This is a genomic window from Marinobacter sp. F4216, assembly GCF_019931195.1.
GTDB lineage: Bacteria > Pseudomonadota > Gammaproteobacteria > Pseudomonadales > Oleiphilaceae > Marinobacter > Marinobacter suaedae.
In genome coordinates, this window is the sequence record NZ_JAIOUO010000002.1 from 806878 (window position 1) to 826147 (window position 19270).

At 56.9% G+C, this 19270-nt stretch carries 14 protein-coding genes and 2 pseudogenes; 8 read left to right on the forward strand and 8 right to left on the reverse strand.

The window, feature by feature from the left end; translation table 11 throughout:
- Nucleotides 1-17: 17 nt before the first annotated feature.
- The 6 genes and pseudogenes from K8I84_RS04160 to cobA form a co-directional block, all read left to right on the forward strand.
- Nucleotides 18-2409: pseudogene (locus K8I84_RS04160) on the forward strand (DNA translocase FtsK); the annotation flags it as partial.
- The gene (locus K8I84_RS17040; RefSeq protein ID WP_411722654.1) at nt 2409-2687 is read left to right on the forward strand and encodes a DNA translocase FtsK; all 279 of its coding nucleotides are present in this window, start codon (nt 2409-2411) and stop codon (nt 2685-2687) included. The pseudogene K8I84_RS04160 and the gene K8I84_RS17040, both read left to right, overlap by 1 nt.
- 59 nt (nt 2688-2746) lie before the next feature.
- Nucleotides 2747-3358: an outer membrane lipoprotein chaperone LolA gene (gene lolA / locus K8I84_RS04165; RefSeq protein ID WP_223793730.1), complete on the forward strand. Its 612-nt coding sequence runs from the start codon at nt 2747-2749 to the stop codon at nt 3356-3358.
- Entirely contained in the window at nt 3358-4695 is a 1338-nt protein-coding gene (locus tag K8I84_RS04170) for a replication-associated recombination protein A (protein WP_223793447.1), read from the forward strand. The genes lolA and K8I84_RS04170 overlap by 1 nt, the downstream gene beginning before the upstream one ends.
- Before the next feature lie 83 nt (nt 4696-4778).
- The gene (gene serS, locus K8I84_RS04175) at nt 4779-6053 is read left to right on the forward strand and encodes a serine--tRNA ligase (RefSeq protein WP_223793448.1); all 1275 of its coding nucleotides are present in this window, start codon (nt 4779-4781) and stop codon (nt 6051-6053) included.
- A 101-nt stretch (nt 6054-6154) separates the two neighbouring features.
- Nucleotides 6155-6919: pseudogene (gene cobA / locus K8I84_RS04180) on the forward strand (uroporphyrinogen-III C-methyltransferase); the annotation flags it as partial.
- A 108-nt stretch (nt 6920-7027) separates the two neighbouring features.
- Here cobA and K8I84_RS04185 read toward each other — a convergent pair.
- The 8 genes from K8I84_RS04185 to gloB all read right to left on the reverse strand — a co-directional run bounded on the left by K8I84_RS04185 (nt 7028) and on the right by gloB (nt 17898).
- Nucleotides 7028-8104: a 3-deoxy-7-phosphoheptulonate synthase gene (locus K8I84_RS04185; RefSeq protein ID WP_223793450.1), complete on the reverse strand. Its 1077-nt coding sequence runs from the start codon at nt 8102-8104 to the stop codon at nt 7028-7030.
- A 561-nt stretch (nt 8105-8665) separates the two neighbouring features.
- Nucleotides 8666-9451 carry an enoyl-ACP reductase gene (locus K8I84_RS04190; RefSeq protein ID WP_223793451.1) on the reverse strand — a complete coding sequence of 262 codons (786 nt, stop codon included), beginning with the start codon at nt 9449-9451 and terminating at the stop codon, nt 8666-8668.
- A 66-nt stretch (nt 9452-9517) separates the two neighbouring features.
- Entirely contained in the window at nt 9518-11122 is a 1605-nt protein-coding gene (locus K8I84_RS04195; RefSeq protein ID WP_223793452.1) for an ABC transporter ATP-binding protein, read from the reverse strand.
- Nucleotide 11123: 1 nt separating this feature from the next.
- Nucleotides 11124-12146 carry an ABC transporter permease gene (locus K8I84_RS04200; protein ID WP_223793453.1) on the reverse strand — a complete coding sequence of 341 codons (1023 nt, stop codon included), beginning with the start codon at nt 12144-12146 and terminating at the stop codon, nt 11124-11126.
- A 2-nt stretch (nt 12147-12148) separates the two neighbouring features.
- Nucleotides 12149-13234, reverse strand: coding sequence for a microcin C ABC transporter permease YejB (locus K8I84_RS04205; RefSeq protein WP_223793454.1), 1086 nt, complete (start codon nt 13232-13234; stop codon nt 12149-12151).
- 46 nt (nt 13235-13280) lie between these two features.
- Complete coding sequence (locus tag K8I84_RS04210) at nt 13281-15104, reverse strand: extracellular solute-binding protein (protein ID WP_223793455.1); 1824 nt, start codon at nt 15102-15104, stop codon at nt 13281-13283.
- 135 nt (nt 15105-15239) lie between these two features.
- Entirely contained in the window at nt 15240-16949 is a 1710-nt protein-coding gene (locus tag K8I84_RS04215; RefSeq protein WP_223793456.1) for a LysM peptidoglycan-binding domain-containing protein, read from the reverse strand.
- 154 nt (nt 16950-17103) lie between these two features.
- Nucleotides 17104-17898, reverse strand: a complete 795-nt coding sequence (gloB, locus tag K8I84_RS04220) for a hydroxyacylglutathione hydrolase (RefSeq protein WP_223793457.1) — start codon at nt 17896-17898, stop codon at nt 17104-17106.
- Nucleotides 17899-17987: 89 nt separating this feature from the next.
- Here gloB and K8I84_RS04225 point away from each other — a divergent pair, with 89 nt between their 5' ends.
- The gene (locus tag K8I84_RS04225; protein WP_223793458.1) at nt 17988-18791 is read left to right on the forward strand and encodes a class I SAM-dependent methyltransferase; all 804 of its coding nucleotides are present in this window, start codon (nt 17988-17990) and stop codon (nt 18789-18791) included.
- Between the two features lie 15 nt (nt 18792-18806).
- Nucleotides 18807-19250 carry a ribonuclease HI gene (gene rnhA, locus K8I84_RS04230; RefSeq protein WP_223793459.1) on the forward strand — a complete coding sequence of 148 codons (444 nt, stop codon included), beginning with the start codon at nt 18807-18809 and terminating at the stop codon, nt 19248-19250.
- Nucleotides 19251-19270 lie beyond the last annotated feature (20 nt).

Here is a 19270-nt window from a genome sequence, read left to right on the forward strand (position 1 = left end):
AAAAATAGCAGAATTGCATGGCCGAATCCGTAAAAGCAAAGCGCGCCCCAAAGGAATTGACCGATAAACAGCAGCGTTTCCGGCGCCTGGTTACCCAGGGGGCCCGGGAGGGTGCGGTAATCGCCCTTATTGCGCTGGCCATCTACCTGGCCATGGCTCTGGTTACCTACAGTCCGACCGACCCTGGCTGGGCCAGCATCGGCCATGATACGTCAGTGACCAATCATGCCGGCCGAACTGGAGCCTGGCTGGCCAGTCTGTTCATCGATTTCTTTGGCCAGGTGGCGTTCCTGTTCCCTGTTATGATCGCGGGTTACGCAGTGATCCTTATCCGCAGAAGGAACGAGCCGTTGGAGCTTCACTGGCCTCTGGTGATGATGCAGTTTGGCGGATTCCTCCTTATCTTGCTGTCGGCGTCCAGTTTGCTGTCCCTGTATTCCGTGTTCGGCCTGGGAGCTTCCTCGGGCGGCGTTCTGGGCACCACAGTATCGGAAGCCATGGTCCGCTTCTTCAATTTGCCGGCGACCACACTGCTACTGATTGCCATTTTCCTGTTCGCACTTACCGTAACGACCGGTTTGTCCTGGTTCAGGCTTATGGATCAGATTGGCGGGCTGATGATCCGGTTGTTTGATTCCCTGAAATCCGCCTTCGCTTCTGATCCGGAGAAGAAAGCGGCGGCGAAGGAGAAGGCCGAAGCGAAGCAGCGGAGAGCCGACGAGAAAAAACAGGCGAAACAGGCGAAAAAGGCTCTTAAAACACCGGAGCCTCCTGTCGTTCAGGATCGAGTAGTCTCCAGTACAGCTGAGGGTATCGACTCCGAAGGGGGGACTGGCGAAGGTAAGACCGGATGGTGGCAGAAGCTAACCGGCGGTGGCAAAAAGACCCGAGACAGGCGTGCAGATAAGGTTATCGAACGCAAAGAGCCCGGGTTTGAGGGCATTCCTCCGGGGCTGAGTGTCGAACCGGTTGAGTTCGAGAGTTTCAGCTCTAGAGGCGAACCGGCGCCAGAAAAGCGTTCCAAGGCTAAGCAAAAAGCGGTTGAGGCAGAGCCAGTTCCCGCTCACACGCCAGCCCGTTCGGTGAAAATCTCGCCGTTCAAGAAAGAAGAACAGGTTCCCAAGGGAGCGCAGGGTGGCGCCGATAACAACCAGCAGGGTTCCCTGCTTGAAGATATCGAAAGCCCCGTGCCGCCAATTTCCTTGTTGGATCCCCCTGAGGAGCATCAGGAAAAGGGCTATTCGGAAGAGTCACTGGAGCACATGTCCCGTCTGCTGGAAGAAAAACTGGCGGACTTCGGGGTTTCCGTGGAAGTGGTCGAGGTCAATCCCGGCCCGGTGATTACCCGGTTTGAAATCAAACCGGCTGCCGGCGTGAAGGTCAGCAAGATTTCCAACCTGGCGAAGGACCTTGCCCGCTCGTTGGCGGTGTTGAGCGTGCGGGTTGTGGAAGTTATTCCTGGTAAATCCGTCGTCGGTATCGAGATACCCAACGAGGAGCGGGAAATTGTGCGCCTGAGTGAAGTGCTGGGCGCCCCGGTATTCGAAGATTCTTCCTCACCGTTGACGCTGGCACTGGGTAACGACATCGGCGGTAACCCCATGGTCGCGAACCTCGCCAAGATGCCACACCTTCTGGTGGCCGGTACTACGGGTTCCGGTAAGTCCGTAGGGGTTAACGCCATGCTGTTGAGCATGCTGCTCAAGGCGACCCCGGAAGAAGTTCGTTTCATCATGGTGGATCCCAAGATGCTGGAACTGAGCATCTACGACGGTATCCCACACCTGCTTGCACCGGTTGTGACTGACATGAAGGAAGCGGCCAACGCGCTTCGCTGGTGTGTGGCAGAGATGGAACGACGCTACCGGTTGATGGCCAATCTAGGCGTCCGCAACATCGCCGGTTACAACCGCAAAGTTAAGGATGCGATCGCCGCCGGTGAGCCGCTGCTGGATCCCCTCTGGAAACCCGATGAGTATCTGGCGAACGATGAACAGGAACGTCCGGAGCTGGAAACCCTGCCGTTCATCGTGGTGGTGATTGATGAGTTCGCCGACATGATGATGATCGTCGGCAAGAAGGTTGAAGAACTGATCGCTCGTATTGCTCAAAAGGCACGTGCAGCCGGTATCCACCTGGTGCTGGCGACACAGCGCCCGTCCGTGGACGTCATTACCGGTCTGATCAAGGCCAACATTCCGACCCGGATGTCGTTCCAGGTGTCGTCCAAGATTGATTCCCGTACCGTTCTGGATCAGGGTGGGGCGGAGCAACTCCTTGGTCACGGTGACATGCTGTACCTGCCGCCGGGTACCGGTCTTCCGGTGCGGGTACACGGTGCCTTCGTCGATGATGATGAAGTTCACCGGGTTGTGAGTGCCTGGAAAGCGCGGGGCGAACCGATTTATGTGGACGAGGTACTCAACGGGGCTGAAGGTGAAAACCTGCCAGGTGTTCCCACGCTTACCGAGGGCGGAGACAACGAAGGTGATTCCCTGTACGACGAGGCCGTGGCCTTTGTAACCGAAAGCCGCAGGGTTTCCATCTCCTCCGTTCAGCGGAAGTTCAAGATTGGCTACAACCGGGCCGCGAACCTGGTAGAGGCCATGGAGGCATCGGGTGTCGTAAGCGCAGCTGGCCACAATGGCGGGCGCGAAGTTCTGGCACCCCCACCACCCAGAGACTAGGAGCATTGCATATGGCACAGAATCGATGGTTCAAATGGGTGATGGTTGCGGCCCTCGCCATGCAGACCTTCGTTGCCGGGGCAGAAGAAAGCTCCGTCCAAAACGCCGAAGCGGCCGAAGATCTGGCCGCGTTGCTCAAGGGATACGAATCCTACCAGGCCAGCTTTATCCAGATTGTGGCGGATGAGTATGGCAATGCCGTTCAGGAAACTCGTGGCAAGCTCAAGGCCAAGCGGCCGGGGCTATTCTACTGGGAAACCAGTGCCCCCTTGTCGCAGTTTATTGTCAGCAATGGCGAAACCGTAGAGGTGTACGACCCTGATCTTGAGCAGGTGACCATTCATAACCTCGATGAGCGGGTCCAGACCACACCGGCGCTGCTGCTGAGTGGTGAAGTGGATGACCTTGAGCAAACCTACACGGTTTCCCACCGTGCCGTTGGGGAAAGCCGGCAGGAATATATGCTGGAACCCCGCAATCCGGATTCCCTGTTCGTTTCCCTTCGTCTGTCGTTCGTTGACGGCGAACTCAGGGAGATGCGCATGCTGGATTCGCTGGCCCAGGTCAGCATACTGAGCTTTGACGATATTCGTCTGAATGAAGACATCGATAACAGCGCATTCTCCCTGACTTATCCGGAGGACGTTGACGTAATCCGGGATGGCGCCTGATGCAGGACAGCCTGTTCGCGGAATCGTCCGGGTTCCGTCCGCTGGCGGACCGGATGCGTCCAACCCGGCTGGAAGATTACGTCGGCCAAAAACATCTGGTGGGCCCGGGAAAACCACTGCGCCGTGCGGTGGAGCAGGGTCAGCTTCATTCGATGATTCTCTGGGGCCCACCTGGAGTCGGTAAAACCACCTTTGCGAAACTTCTGGCGAACCTGAGTGACCTCAGCTTCGAAACGATTTCGGCGGTCCTGAGTGGTGTCAAGGACATTCGTGCGGCGGTTGAACGGGCACGGGACCGAAAACAGGGGCAGGGTCGTGACACGCTGCTTTTTGTTGACGAGGTCCATCGCTTTAACAAGAGCCAGCAGGATGCATTCCTTCCCCATATTGAAGACGGCACCTTTATCTTCGTTGGCGCAACCACCGAGAATCCTTCCTTTGAACTGAACAGCGCACTGCTGTCACGAACGCGGGTCTATGTCCTCAAGAATCTCGAAGAAAATGATGTTGTTGATCTGCTCGACCGGGCGTTGAGTGCAGAACAGGGTTTCAACGGTCGCTTGGCAGTCGCGGCTGATGTCCGGAGTTTGATGGCGGCCGCCTCAGGGGGGGATGCCCGCAGGGCTCTGAATATCCTGGAGGTGGCTGCGGATCTGGCGGAGCCTGACGAAGAGGGGCAGGACCGAATCACGGCGGCTCATCTGGAACAGGTTCTGCAGACCAGTCTCCGCCGTTTTGATAAAGGCGGCGATGTTTTCTATGACCAGATTTCCGCCCTTCACAAATCTGTCAGGGGCTCGGATCCGGACGGTTCCCTGTACTGGCTGTGCCGGATGCTCGACGGCGGCTGCGATCCTCTGTATGTCGCTCGTCGTCTGGTGCGTATTGCCAGTGAAGACATCGGCAATGCGGACCCTCGCGCCCTTCGTATTGCCATGGATGTCTGGGATGCCCAGGAGCGCCTTGGTTCTCCCGAAGGTGAGTTGGCTCTGGCCCAGGCGGTAACGTATCTGGCGTTATCGCCCAAGAGTAACGCGGTCTATTCAGCCTATAACCGATGCATGGCCGATATCCGCAAGGATCCCGACTACGAAGTGCCTGTTCATCTAAGAAATGCGCCTACCAAGCTGCTCAAGTCGATGGGGCATGGTGATGACTATCGGTACGCCCACGATGAGCCGGAAGCATTCGCAGCCGGTGAGTCCTATTTGCCGGAAGCCATTCACCAGCGTCGTTATTACGAGCCCGTTCCCCGTGGCCTGGAAATCAAGCTGGCGGAAAAGCGCCAGCGGCTCGATCGATGGAACAGTGATAGTCCTCGTAAACGCTACCCCTGACCTCGCGGTAGCCACCAGTTCCAGTGCAGGTATAATGGCCTGTCATTTTTCCTACAACGCAAACGTTAAGATTCAGGATAACCATGCTCGATCCAAAACGTGTCCGTACCCAGACTGAAGAGATCGCCCGTCGGTTGGCTGTCAAAAACTACGCTTTTGATACTGCCGCCTTCGAGCAACTTGAAGAACGCCGCCGTGCCCTTCAGGTGCGCACCGAAACTTTGCAGAGCGAGCAGAACAAGCGCAGTAAGTCGATTGGTAAAGCGAAGGCGGCAGGCGAGGATATCCAGCCGTTGCTGGACGAAGTGGAGAGCCTGAAGAAACAGCGTTCGGAAGCCGAAGACGAACTGCGAGGGTTGCAGGAAGAACTCAATGCTTTCCTGGCGGGCATTCCGAACCTGCCGGATGAGGACGTTCCCGAAGGCGACAGCGAGGACGACAACGTCGAGATTTGCACCTGGGGCACTCCGAAGACCTTTGATTTCGAGCCCAAGGATCACGTTGCACTGGGCGAAGAACTCAAGGGCCTGGATTTTGAAACCGCAAGCCGACTGGCGCACTCCCGCTTTGCGGTGATGCGGGGCGGAGTTGCCCGTCTGCATCGTGCACTGGCCCAGTTCATGCTCGACCTGCATACCAGCGAGCATGGCTATATGGAGGCCTACGTTCCGTATCTGGTGAATGCCGAAACCCTGTATGGCACCGGCCAGCTGCCGAAATTCGAGGAAGATCTGTTCAAGATGGAGGGTGAAAATCCTCTCTATCTGATACCCACGGCCGAGGTACCGGCAACCAACCTGGTGTCCAACACGATTCTGGATGCCAAAGAGCTACCGCTGCAGATGGTCTGCCACACCCCATGTTTTCGCAGTGAGGCGGGGTCATACGGCCGGGATACCCGAGGCATGATTCGCCAGCACCAGTTTGACAAGGTCGAGCTGATTCATGTGGTTCGCCCCGAGGAATCCGAGGCTGCCCTGGAAGCTCTGACCGGCCACGCAGAAAAAGTGCTTCAGCTCCTTGAACTCCCGTATCGAGTGGTCACTTTGTGTGGTGGCGATATGGGCTTCTCAGCGGCCAAAACCTACGACCTTGAAGTGTGGCTGCCGGGCCAGGGCAAGTATCGGGAGATCTCCTCGTGCTCCAATACCCGTGATTTTCAGGCGCGACGGATGCATGCGCGTTGGCGTAACCCGGAAACCGGAAAGCCCGAACCCGTGCATACCCTGAATGGTTCCGGCCTGGCGGTGGGTCGAGCATTGATTGCGGTCATGGAAAACTATCAGCAGAACGATGGCAGCATTATCGTTCCCGAGGTACTGAAGCCGTACATGGGAGGCATGGACCGAATTCAATGAACGATCGGCAGGGATTTGTACCAAGGAAGACTATGGGCGTAGCGCCAGGGCCCGCCCGTTACCGTAGCAACCCGGTTACGGATAACCCCAACAGTTCCGCCGGTGAGGTGGCGCTCGTTGGGGCAGGACCGGGAGATCCCGACCTCCTGACCATCAAGGCCTGGCGGCTGATAACCTCGGCCGAGGTTGTGCTCTATGATCGCCTGGTGTCTCCGGAAATCCTCGCTCTGATCCCTGAGACGGCCAGGCGGGTCCATGTTGGCAAGCAGCGCGCTAACCACGCGCTTCCTCAGGATCAAATCAATCAACGCCTGGTGGATCTCGCTCGGGAAGGACTGAAGGTCGTTCGCCTGAAGGGCGGGGATCCTTTTATCTTTGGTCGTGGCGGCGAGGAAATTGAAACGCTGGCGGCGGCTGGCGTGCGCTTTCAGGTGGTGCCGGGTATCACCGCTGCGTCAGGTTGTGCGGCCTATGCGGGCATTCCGTTGACCCACCGGGACCATGCACAGTCAGTTCGGTTCGTCACCGGTCACCTGAAAAACGATACCTGCGATCTGCCCTGGAAAGATTTTGTGCAGAACAACCAGACCCTGGTGTTTTACATGGGGTTGGTGGGGTTGCCGATTATCTGCCAGCAGCTGATGGGGCACGGGATGGCGCCAGACATGCCCGTTGCCCTTGTCTCCAAGGGCACCAACCCGGACCAGGTGGTGGTTACCGGGACGCTGGATACGATTGTTGAGCGGGTCAAGGCGCAGCAGGTTCAGCCCCCGACGCTGGTGATTATCGGTAACGTGGTGTCACTGCGAAGCAAGCTGGATTGGGTTGGCGCTATGCCAGAGCTCTCGGGATCGAAACCGGGTTAAGGGCGGGGCCGGCTCAAGGCAGTGAAAAGATATGAAAAAAGAGAGCCAGATGGCTCTCTTTTTTGTTCAGTCTCTCCCTTCGCCTGTTAGCCAGGCTGGCCGGATTGCTCAGCCGATGTTGCGCTTGGGAAGAGCGTCCTTAAGCTTGTCACGCATGTCGTGAACCGCTTTCTCGGTCGTCGGCCAATCAATGCAGGCGTCAGTCACCGAGACACCGTACTTCAGGTCAGCCAGGTTTTCAGGAATCGACTGGTTGCCCCAGTTGATGTTGCTTTCAATCATCAGGCTCTGAATGGAGTTGTTGCCCTCCAGAATCTGATGGCTGACGTCCTGCATAACCAGTGGTTGCAGCGCCGGGTCCTTATTCGAGTTCGCGTGGCTGCAGTCGACCATAATGGATTTACGCAAGCCGGCTTTGTCCAGAGCCTGCTCACACAGGGCAACACTGACGGAATCGTAGTTGGGTTTGCCACCACCGCCACGCAAAACCACATGGCCATAGTTGTTGCCCTTGGTGCGCACAATGGAGGCTTTGCCCTGCTGGTCAATGCCCAGGAAACTATGGGGATGAGACACTGACTTCATGGCATTCACTGCGACATCGAGGCTTCCGTCTGTACCGTTCTTGAAGCCAATAGCCATGGACAGGCCGCTGCTCATTTCACGGTGCGTCTGGGATTCGGTGGTTCGGGCACCAATGGCAGACCAGGCAACGGTGTCTTGCAGATACTGCGGGGAAATCGGATCCAGAGCTTCGGTAGCTACCGGCAGGCCAAGTTCGTTGATGTCGATCAGCAGGCGACGACCGATATGAAGACCCTGTTCGATATCGAAGGTGTCATTCAGATGCGGGTCGTTGATCAGCCCCTTCCAGCCAACAGTGGTTCGTGGCTTTTCAAAGTAGACGCGCATAACGATCAGCAGGGTATCGCTGACCTCGTCCGCGAGTTTTTTCAGGCGGCGAGCGTAATCCATCGCCGCTTCAACGTCGTGAATGGAGCAGGGGCCAACCACGAGAAACAGGCGGTGGTCTTTGCCGTCCATAATGTCGTAAATCGCCTGACGGCCCTTGGCTACGTTTTCCGCGGCTTTTTCTGAAAGTGGCAGTTCCTTTTTCAGAGCTTCCGGAGTAATCAGCGGTTCCTGGCTGGCCACATTCAGGTTTTCCAGTTTCTTGCCTGACATCTTGTTTGTTATCCCCGATTCCGATCATTGCAACCCGATTGAAAACACAGATTTACTGGGTTGCCGATTGTCACAATTGTCCGCGGTCTTTGTCTGTGGTAACGACCGAAGTGATGGTTATACTGCGTTATTTTATGGGGCTTTTCAACGCTTCCTGACCGAAGGGCTGAGTGGCGCAAAACAAAGAGATTACGCCGGTCCTAGGTGTATTAATCCTATTGGGCGCTTGACCGAGGATGCTCTCTGGTTGGCACCTTACTCGCAGTCTATAGACCGCGGGTACGTCTGGGACCGGTGGTATCAATGACTGACGGTCATCGCTGTTGATCTGCCAAACCTATTTTGTTGAAACTGGTCGGGCGCCTGTAAGCGAAGCTCAAGCGGGCCTTGAACAGAAGTGATTTGCTGGAGGCGGCGCCGGGACACGTCTCACTATGCGGACACAGTACAAAACAACCCCAAATTAGTCCGCCGGCCCTGTGAGAGCGGGCCAGTCGAGTGGCGAAGTAAAAAAGCCGGGTTAATACCCGGCTTTTTTTGACGGCGGACGAACGCGACAGGCTATTCGTCGAGCTCACCCATGCCGGTAATATTGAATCCCGCGTCGACATACATGATTTCACCAGTGATACCGCTGGCCATGTCCGAGGACAGGAAGGCGGCTGCATTGCCCACTTCTTCGGTGGTCACGTTACGGCGAAGGGGCGCGCGCTTGGCGTTTTCCGCCAGCATTTTGCGGAAGCTCCGAATACCGGACGCGGCCAGGGTCTTGATCGGGCCGGCGGAAATACCATTCACACGGATGCCGTCCTTGCCCAGACTGGCAGCCATATAGCGCACGTTGGCTTCCAGTGATGCCTTGGCCAGCCCCATGACGTTGTAGTTCTGTAGCACCCGTTCGGCACCCAGGTAGCTCAGGGTGATCAGGGCACTGCCTTCGTGCAGCATCGGTCGAGCTGCCTTGGCCAGGGCAACGAAACTGTAGGAGCTGATGTCGTGGGCAATCTGGAAGCCTTCCCGTGTAGTTACGTCCACGTAGTTGCCATCCAGTTCATGGGCAGGGGCAAAGCCAACCGCGTGAACGATGATGTCTACGTTGTCCCAGTGCTTGCCAAGCTCTGCAAACACCTGCTCAATCTCTTCGTCGGAGGCAACGTCGCACGGGAAGGTAAGCTGGCTTCCCCATTGCTCGGCGAATTTCTCCACCCGTGGCTTAAGCTTGTCGTTCTGATAGGTAAAGGCCAGCTCGGCGCCCTCGCGGGCGAAGGCTTCGGCAATGCCGTAGGCGATGGAAAGCTTGCTGGCAACGCCGACGATCAGGGCGCGTTTGCCGCTGAGTATTCCCATGGGTAAATCTCCATGCATGACTGAATTTGCTGCATTATCCCCGAACCTGTGAAGACGGGGTAACGCTCAATTGGTCGTAGAAGGCGTCTGGTAGAAGAACGCGGCGTTCAGCAGTTCCCGGGTATAGGCTTGCTTCGGTGACTCGAAAATGTCGTGGGCACTCCCGTACTCGACGATTTCGCCGTGCTTTAACACCAACAACTTGTGGCTGAGCGCACGAACGACTGCAAGGTCGTGACTGATGAAGATATAGCTTAGACCATAGCGACCCTGAATATCCCTGAGCAGTTCAACCACCTGTTTCTGCACCGTTCGGTCAAGAGCCGAGGTAGGCTCGTCGAGGATAATCAGGTCTGGTTGCAGAACCAGGGCCCGGGCAATGGCGATGCGCTGACGCTGCCCGCCGGAGAACTCGTGGGGATAGCGGTGGCGGGCATCGGGGTCGAGCCCCACGTCCTGGAGAGCTCGAATAACCCGCGCCTCGTGGTCGGCCTTATTATCCGGATCATGGATTTCCAGGCCTTCACCGACAATTTCAGCGATCGACATGCGAGGGCTCAGGCTACCGAACGGATCCTGAAACACGATCTGAATACGTTTTCGCCAGGGACGGAACTCACTTTGGGATAAAGGACCGAGTTGCTGGCCATCCAGACGAATCTCTCCGGTGCTGTTGATGAGCTTGAGCAGGGCATGGCCGATCGTGGTTTTGCCGCTGCCACTTTCACCCACAATGCCCAGTGTTTCCCCGCGCTCGAGACTGAAGTCGGCACTTTGCACGGCGTGGAAGTAGGCCTTCACCTTGCCTAGCAGGGATTTCTTGGTGGGGAAACGCACATCCAGTTGGTGCACATCCAGCAACTCGCCACCGGGAGCGGATTTTTTTGGCGGTTCGGTGGGCGGCTCGGCGTTGAGCAGCATTTGGGTATAAGGGTGCTGGGGACTGGCAAACAGGGTTTCAGTCTCTGCTTCTTCCACCAGCTTCCCGCGTTCCATGACAGCTACGCGGTCGGCATAGCGGTGCACAATGGTGAGATCGTGGGTAATCAGCAGGATCGCCATGCCCAGCTTCTGCTGCAAATCCCTGAGCAACTCCAGCACCTGTTTTTGAACCGTGACATCCAAGGCAGTGGTTGGTTCGTCCGCGATGAGCAATTCCGGCTCGTTGGCCAATGCCATCGCGATCATAACCCGTTGCTTCTGGCCTCCTGACAGCTGGTGAGGATAACTTCCCAAGCGACTCTCCGGATCATGGATACCGACCAGATTCAGGAGTTCCAGCGTTCGCTTTCGGGCCTGAGAGTTTCTTAGCCCTTTGTGAAGTTCCAGAATCTCGCCAATCTGTCTTTCCACCGTGTGCAGTGGATTTAGCGAGGTCATGGGCTCCTGGAAGATCATGCTGATTTGGCGGCCCCGGATCTGGCGAAGACGCTTATCCGAGGCTTTGAGCATGTCTTCGCCCCGGTAATGGATGGTTCCGGTGGGGTAGCTGGCATGGCGTTCGTCCAGCAGTCGAAGTACGGACAGGGCAGAGATGGATTTGCCGGAGCCACTTTCGCCTACAAGAGCAACAGTTTCGCCTTGACGGATGTCGAGTGACAGGGAGTCAACCACACGAGGCCCGTTATCGAAACAGATTGAGAGATCGGAAATTTCCAGCAGATTGCTCATATCAGCTCTTTCTCGGATCAAAGGCATCCCGGACGGCTTCGCCGACAAACACCAGCAAGGTCAGCATCACGGACAGAGACACGAACGCGGAAATGCCAAGCCACGGAGCGTGGAGATTCGCCTTGCCCTGAGCAATCAGCTCGCCAAGGGAGGGGGAGCCTGATGGCAAACCGAAGCCGAGGAAATCCAGGGATGTCAGCCCGGTGATGGCGCCGGTGAGGATAAATGGCAGAAAGGTCAACGTCGCTACCATGGCATTGGGCAGGATATGCCGGAACATGATCATCCGGTTATCAAGGCCTAAGGCGCGGGCGGCTTTCACGTACTCAAAATTCCGTGCTCGCAGGAACTCGGCACGAACCACGTCTACCAGTCCCATCCAGCTGAACAGCAGCATGATGCCGAGCAGCCACCAGAAATTCGGCTGCACAATACTGGAAAGGATGATCAGAAGGTAAAGCACGGGCAGGCCCGACCAGATTTCGATGAACCGCTGGCCCAGCAAGTCGATTTTACCGCCGTAGTAGCCCTGAATTGCGCCAACGACCACACCGACAAGGGTGCTGGCGATGGTCAGCGTCAGGCCGAACAGGACGGAAATGCGGAATCCATAGATGACGCGGGCGGCGACGTCCCGTCCCTGATCGTCGGTTCCCAGCCAGTTTTCCCCGCTCGGGGGCGCTGGCGAGGGCACCTCAAGATCATAGTTGATGGTGTTGTAACTGAAACGAATGGGCGGCCAGATCATCCAGCCATTGGCCTTGATTTCATCCGCGATGAAGGGATCCCGATAATCTGCTTCAGTCGGCAGGAAACCACCAAAGGTTTCTTCGGGAACGGTTTCGATCACAGGGAAATACCAGTCGCCGTTGTAAGACACCACGAGCGGGGAGTCATTGGCAATCAGCTCCGCACACAGGGATAAGCCGAAGAGAGCGAGAAACACCCAGAGAGACCAGTAACCCCGCCGATTGGCTTTGAAGTTCCGCAGGCGCCGCTGCTGGATGGGGGAGAGTGACGCCATGGTTATGCGCCCTCCCGGCTTTCAAAGTCGATGCGGGGGTCCACCAGCACGTACGTGATGTCGCTGATCAGCTTCAGCACCAGCCCCATCAGGGTGAAAATGTAGAGAGTGCCGAAAATAACCGGGTAGTCCCGATTCAGCGCCGCTTCAAAGCCCAGCAGGCCAAGCCCGTCCAGCGAGAAAATGACCTCTATAAGGAGAGAGCCGGTGAAGAACAGGGACACCAGCACACCCGGCAGACTGGCAATCACAATCAACATGGCGTTACGGAACACGTGACCGTAGAGTACCTGCTTGTCGTCCAGACCCTTGGCCCGCGCTGTCACCACATATTGCTTGCTGATTTCGTCGAGAAACGAGTTCTTGGTGAGCAGGGTCAGGGTCGCGAAACCGCCTATGACGTTGGCGGTGACGGGCAGGGCCAGGTGCCAGAAATAGTCGGCCACCTGTTCATACCAGGTCATTTCATCAAAATTGGAGGAGGTGAGGCCCCGCAGCGGGAACCAGTCGAAATAGCTGCCACCGGCAAACAGGACGATCAGGAGGATCGCAAACAGGAAGCCGGGGATCGCGTACCCGATCACAATCGCAGAACTGGTCCAGACATCAAAGCGGGAGCCGTCGGTGACGGCCTTGCGGATGCCCAGGGGTATGGAGATCAGGTAGATAATCAGGGTGGACCAGAGACCCAGGGAAATGGACACGGGCATCTTGTCGATGATCAGATCAATGACGCTTTTCTCGCGGAAAAAGGAATCACCGAAATCAAAGGTGGCGTAATCTCCGAGCATCTTGAAAAAACGCTCGTGGGCGGGCTTGTCGAAACCGTACATGGTTTCGATTTCCCTGAGCAGCTCATCGGGAATGCCCCGTGCACCCCGGCTATCGCTTGATCCACTGGAGACTTCCCCGCCGCCATCACCGCCGGAAGCCCGGGCGAGGGCGCTGCCACCATGCCCCTCCATTTCAGCAATCAACTGCTCAACAGGACCGCCGGGGGCGGCCTGAACAATTACGAAGTTCAACAGCATGATCCCGATCAGCGTCGGGATAATCAAAGCAAGCCGTCGGAGTATGTAGATGCCCATCTGGCGGCGCGTTCCTTACGTTACAGCTTGGGTCAAGGTAAGTGGCTCAGCGACTAATCCACCAGTTATTCAGCTCTGACCCGTTTTTCGGTGTTTCTTCAGGTCGTTGCAAATGGCTCCAGTACGCCACCCGGTCCTGAGCCAGGTGCCAGTGGGGAATAACGTAGTGGCCGTGGAGCAGAACCCGGTCGAGGGCGTGCACCCGTTGAACCAGTTCCTCGCGGTCGGGTGCCTGAATGACCATGTTCACCAGGCTGTCCACCACAGGGTCAGCAATGCCCATATAGTTTCGGGAGCCGTTTGCATCCACGTTGGAGGAGTGCCAGTACTCCCGTTGTTCATTTCCGGGCGAGTCCGACTGAGGCATAACCTGGGTAATCATGTCGAAGTCGAACTCACGCACCCGTTGAATGTACTGGTTGCTGTCCACGAGCCGGACAGTCACATCGATGCCCAGCTTCTGCAGATTGTTCTTGAATGGCAGCACGACTCGCTCAAAGCTCTTCTGGAAAAGCAGTATTTCAAAGGCCAGTGGTTCGCCAGTCTCCACATTGACCATTTTACGGTTCTTGATCTCGTAACCGGCCGACTTGAGCAGTTCCATTGCCGTGCGGAGGTTCTTTCTCAACCCCTGCTGGCCATCGGTTTCAGGTGGAGCGTAGGCTTCCGTGAACACCTCTTCCGGTAGCTGTTCCCGGAACTGGTTGAGGATTTCCAGTTCCCGCCCTTCCGGCAGGCCGGTTGACGCCAGGTCGCTGTTCTCGAAGTAACTGTCGGTACGGGTGTACTGGCCGTAGAAGAGGTTCTTGTTGGCCCATTCGAAGTCGAAGCCATAGGCAAGCGCCTGACGTACCCGGGAGTCACTGAACATTTTCTTTCGGGTGTTGAAGACGAATGCCTGCATGCCGGTGGGGCGGTGATGTTCGATGGCTTCGGCGATGATCTGGCCATCGGTAAACTTCGGGCCGCTATAGGCGGTGGCCCAGTTCTTGGCGGAGGTTTCGATGCGGTAATCGAAGTTTCCTGCCTTGAAGGCCTCCAGGGCAACAGTATCGTCGGTGTAGTAGTCGTACTGAACCTGGTCAAAGTTGAAACGGCCCTTTCGAACTCCCAGGTCTTTGGCCCAGTAGTCTTCCACCCGCTCATAGGTAATGGAGCGTCCGGCCTCGAATTCCCCAATTCGATAAGGGCCGCTACCCAGGGGCGGATTCAGACCGTTTTTTCCAAATTCCCTATCGGCCCAGTAGTGGGCGGGGAGGATTGGCATCTGGCCGAGAATCAAAGGCAGTTCCCGGTTGGTGGTATCGCTGAAATCGAACCGGACGCGTGCCGGGCTCTCAACCGTTACTTTTGACACATCCGCGTAGTAATTGCGGAAGAAGGGATGGCCTTTGGTGGTCAGGGTATCGAAAGAGAACTTTACGTCCTCGGCCGTAATTGGATGGCCATCGTGGAAGCGGGCTTCGTCGCGCAGGTTAAACGTGACATAGCTTCGGTCTTCCGGTGTTTCGATGGACTCTGCAATCAGTCCGTAGACTGAAAAAGGCTCGTCGTCGGATGATTCCATCAGGGTGTCATACAGATAGGTGTTGATACCTGCTGCAGCGATGCCGCGAATGTCGAACGGATTGAAGGAGTCGTACCCGTTGGCAACGACCGCCATCTTGACCGTCCCGCCCTTCGGGGCGTCCGGATTTACGTAGTCAAAGTGCTCGAAGCTGGCGGGATAACTGGTTTCCCCGTGCATGGCGATGCCATGTCGTGGTTCGGCTGCCGGAGCCTCCTCCGCGAATCCGGTGGTTGCACCGGTCATCAAGGTAATGGAGGTCAGAAGCGTCGTCAGGTATGAAGCTGTCCGTTTGCTGGTCATAGGTCTCGCGCGTTCCGGAATGTCAGTTAAGAGTTGACGCCCCTATTATTTAACAGCGAAAAGGGGCGGCACGCTCCGGGTCATCATGACCCATCTGATTCTTATAAGTTACCGGATAGTCCGGACCAATGGGGGTCAGGGACTGTTCCGTATGTCAACGTAGAGTACCAGACTTTGTCCCGGTTGAAGATAGCGCTTGGTGTTCAGGTCATTCCAGCTAGCGATATCGCGCACATTCACTGAGAAACGGCTGGCAATGGTCCAGAGGGAGTCGCCTTCACGTACGCGGTAACCGACTTTGCGAACCATGGATTTGCCGCGGGCACTGGTCGATGCCACCTGGGCAGGTTTGGCTGCCTTGGACCAGATCACCAGTTGCTTTCCGGGAATCAGTGGGTCGCCGGGGGCCATGCCGTTCCAGCCAGCAACTTCACGAACCGATACCCGATGCTCCCGGGCGATATCCCAGAAGGTATCACCGCGACGAACCGTGTAACGAACCTTATTGCCGTCACGTTTCCGGTCCTGTTTGCGCTCCAGTCGCTCGGACGCGCTCAGTGCATAGGTATCCGAGCCCTCGAGTGCCGAAGGAATCAGCAGGCGCTGGCCAATACGGATCAGATCGGAATCCAGCTTGTTCACTTGTTTGATCACGGAAGGGGTGGTGGTGAACTTGCGGGCGATGGAAATCAGGCTGTCACCGGACTCTACTTTGTAGTTACGCCAGGAGACGCGCTTTTCCACTGGCAGGTTGTCCAGGGCAGCACGGAAGGCTTCGGCGTTTTCCTTGGGAACCAGCAGACGATGGGGGCCATCGGGATTGGTGGCCCAACGGTTGTAGCTGGGGTTCAGCAAGTAGATTTCATCAACGTCAACATTGGCCAGTTGCGCCGCCTGGGCCAGATCAAGCTGGGAGCCCGTTTCAACCACTTCGAAGTAGGCTTCATCTTTAAGGGGCGGCAGTTCGATGCCGTATTTTTCCGGGTTATCGAAAATTTTAGCCAGGGCAATCAACTTGGGTACGTAATGGCGAGTTTCCCGGGGCAGGTCCAGGGACCAGTAGTCCTGGGGCTTGTTCCGCTTCCGGTTCTTGCGCATGGCACTGGAAACGGTACCGCCACCACTGTTGTAAGCGGCAAGGGCGAGGGTGTAGTCGCCGTCGAAACGGTTGGCGAGGCGGTCCAGGTAGGTCAGGGCAGCGTCGGTGGCTTCAATCAGGTCGCGGCGGTCATCGTGCCACCAGCTTTGTGTCAGGCCGAAGTACTTGCCCGTAGAGGGGATGAACTGCCAGAGACCCGCAGCCCGTCCGTGGGAGTAGGCAAACGGATCGAAAGCACTTTCAACGATGGGAAGAAGTGCAAGTTCGTTCGGCAGCTTTCTTTCTTCGGTCTGGTTCAGGATGTAGTGCAGGTAGCGGCTACCACGATCTGCAACGCGCTTGATGTAGCTTGGATGCTTTACGTACCAGTTAAGCTGGTCACGAACCCGATCGCTGTTGACGTCATGATTCAGGGCAAAGCCGGCCCGAAGGCGCTGCCAGAGGTCCTGTGTTTCGGTTGTTGCCTGTTGCTCCGGCGCGTCGAGCTTCTCTCGGGCGTCCTGTGCCGCCGCTCTGAGTGACGGTGCGATGGCGTCGTCGAGCGCTGCCCCTTTGGTTGCGTTCTCGCCATTTCCGGCGGCGACGGCTTGTTTCAGGTCCTCGTCGCCGGCTGCGACCGTGACCTGCTCGGAGTTGAGAAGCGCTTCGTCATTTGCCTGCTCGTTATTGTTGGAAGAACTCAATACGCTGCATCCACTGGCCAGCGCACCGGTAAAGAAGAGCAGCGACAATCGTTTGACCGACATAGAAAAATTCCGGCTCACGTTGGGGCCGGATCGTGTATCTGAAAATCCGGCAGATTTAATGGGTTGCGACAAAAAGGTGGAACGATTCTATGAAAGCGCCCTGAAAAGGGTCAAGGAGCCTCTCGTTACGTCCGTGAGAGGATTTGTTAACGACTTAAAAATGGTCCTTGCCGTGTCTTACCGCGGCGAATATGGCATCGGCGGAATCCGAAGGCAGGTTATTCTGTTCACAATAGGTTCGGGCGGCGTCCACTACCGCCGGGTCATCCCAGCGCAGAAAGGGGTTCAGAGCCTTTTCCCTGGCCAGAGTGGAAGGCACGGTTGGCTGGTTCTGTTCCCGTTGTTCAATGCATTGGGCTTCGAAGGTTCTCAAACCTTCGTCGTTGGGCAACCAACTGCGGGCGAAGCGCAAATTCGCGAGAGTGTACTCATGGGCGCAGTAGACGGCGGCGTTCTCCGGAAGGGATCGTAACGTCTGCAGAGATTCGCGCATCTGCGCGGCGGATCCTTCGAACAAGCGGCCACAGCCGCACACAAACAGAGTGTCGCCGCAAAACAACACTGGCCGATCGTTAACCGCTGTCTCCGAGAAGTAGGCGATGTGGTCGAGGGTGTGGCCAGGAACGCCAATCACCGAAAACTCCATGTCGCCCCAGCGGAGGCGCTGGCCCGGTTCGACCGACTCGGTGACGCCCTTGAAGGGGGAACCCGCCGGGCCGACTACCCGGCACTCAGGTGCTGCCTTGCGCAATTCTGGTACCCCACCCACGTGGTCTGGATGGTGATGGGTGATGAGAATGGTGTCGAGATACAAGTCGTTGGACGACAGGTGCTCCAATACCGGGCTGGCCTGTCCGGGGTCCACCACCAGGGCCTTGCGGGTTTCAGGGTTTGAAAGGCACCAGATGTAGTTGTCACTGAATGCGCGTATGGGGGACACGTTCAACATGCAAGTCGCACCTGTGAAAACGAAGTGTGACTGATATGATAGAACAATACCGGGTTGGCCTGAAACCGGGCCCACAGCGAGGTGACCCCGTGAACCTTGTAAAAACATCAGAAACGATTGATTATGCCGTGCGCCACGAAAGCTTCGAACGGTGGTTTCAGTCGGCCCTGGGGAGGGCGTTGCTGGCGGATCAACGCAGGCTCCTGGATGCGGATCTTGCGCCGCTGACGGGCGCGCGCCAGTTGCAAGTGGGGATCAGTCATCGTTTGCCGCTGGCCACGGGTACGGATTTTACCCAGCGCATCATGACCACTCCGGTATGGTCACCGGAAATTTCCGAAGGCGTGGTCGTTTGCGATTCGCACGAGTTACCTTTCCCTTCGGACTCCATGGATCTTGTGGTTCTTCACCACAGTGCTGACTTTAGCCGGTCCCCCCATGAAGTAATTCGGGAGGCTGCTCGTGTTTTGCGCGGCGAAGGGACCATCGCGCTGATCGGCTTGAATCCGCTCAGCCTGTGGGGGCTCCGGCGAGCCGTATCGCGGCACCGGGAAGGCCCATGGGGCGGCCGTTTTCTGTTCCGCAGGCGCATGGAGGACTGGTTGCATCTGCTTGGGTTCAATATAGAAGCCTCCTCCACCAGATTTTTCAGGCTGCCTCTGCAAAGAAGTGGACGAGATCGTGAAAGCTGGTTGGATTCCAGAAGGGCGGGCAATAGAATTCTGCCGCTTGGGGCCTACTACTGCATCATGGCCCGCAAGCGGGTTTATGCGGGGTTGCCCAAGCGGCCAACCTGGCGGACGGCGAAGGTGATTTCCTTGTCGGGTACGCGAGTCATTGGTGCATCGCGGGGTGCCCACGCCGAAAAGACCATGTCCGAGGACTTTGACTGAAAAACCAGGAGCAATATGTCCGCCAAGGTAGTTTTGTACACCGACGGTGCGTGTAAGGGGAATCCCGGGCCCGGGGGCTGGGGTGTGGTGTTGCGGTATGGCGATGCGTGCAAAACGCTCCATGGCGGCGAAGCGCAGACCACCAATAACCGTATGGAACTAATGGCAGCCATTCGGGGGCTTTCCGCTCTCAAGCGCGCCTGCGAAGTGGAGCTTTACACGGATTCCCAGTACGTTCGGAAAGGCATCACGGAATGGATGAAAGGCTGGAAGCGAAACGGCTGGAAAACCGCAGCCAAGAAGCCGGTCAAGAATGAAGATCTCTGGCGGGCACTGGATGAAGAGGTTGCTCGCCACCGCATCAATTGGCACTGGGTAAAAGGTCATTCGGGGGACCCGGATAACGAGCTGGCCGATGAGCTGGCCAATCGTGGTGTCTCCGAACTGAGCGGTGCCTGAATACAACAACGCAGATTTTT

Excerpts from the sequence above, each read along its gene's own strand:
- lolA (WP_223793730.1), top strand. The coding sequence starts at position 2,747 with ATGCAGACCTTCGTTGCCGGGGCAGAAGAAAGCTCCGTCCAAAACGCC.
- K8I84_RS04170 (WP_223793447.1), top strand. The coding sequence starts at position 3,358 with ATGCAGGACAGCCTGTTCGCGGAATCGTCCGGGTTCCGTCCGCTGGCG.
- serS (WP_223793448.1), top strand. The coding sequence starts at position 4,779 with ATGCTCGATCCAAAACGTGTCCGTACCCAGACTGAAGAGATCGCCCGT.
- K8I84_RS04185 (WP_223793450.1), bottom strand. The coding sequence starts at position 8,104 with ATGTCAGGCAAGAAACTGGAAAACCTGAATGTGGCCAGCCAGGAACCG.
- K8I84_RS04190 (WP_223793451.1), bottom strand. The coding sequence starts at position 9,451 with ATGGGAATACTCAGCGGCAAACGCGCCCTGATCGTCGGCGTTGCCAGC.
- K8I84_RS04195 (WP_223793452.1), bottom strand. The coding sequence starts at position 11,122 with ATGAGCAATCTGCTGGAAATTTCCGATCTCTCAATCTGTTTCGATAAC.
- K8I84_RS04200 (WP_223793453.1), bottom strand. The coding sequence starts at position 12,146 with ATGGCGTCACTCTCCCCCATCCAGCAGCGGCGCCTGCGGAACTTCAAA.
- K8I84_RS04205 (WP_223793454.1), bottom strand. The coding sequence starts at position 13,234 with ATGGGCATCTACATACTCCGACGGCTTGCTTTGATTATCCCGACGCTG.
- K8I84_RS04210 (WP_223793455.1), bottom strand. The coding sequence starts at position 15,104 with ATGACCAGCAAACGGACAGCTTCATACCTGACGACGCTTCTGACCTCC.
- K8I84_RS04215 (WP_223793456.1), bottom strand. The coding sequence starts at position 16,949 with ATGTCGGTCAAACGATTGTCGCTGCTCTTCTTTACCGGTGCGCTGGCC.
- gloB (WP_223793457.1), bottom strand. The coding sequence starts at position 17,898 with ATGTTGAACGTGTCCCCCATACGCGCATTCAGTGACAACTACATCTGG.
- rnhA (WP_223793459.1), top strand. The coding sequence starts at position 18,807 with ATGTCCGCCAAGGTAGTTTTGTACACCGACGGTGCGTGTAAGGGGAAT.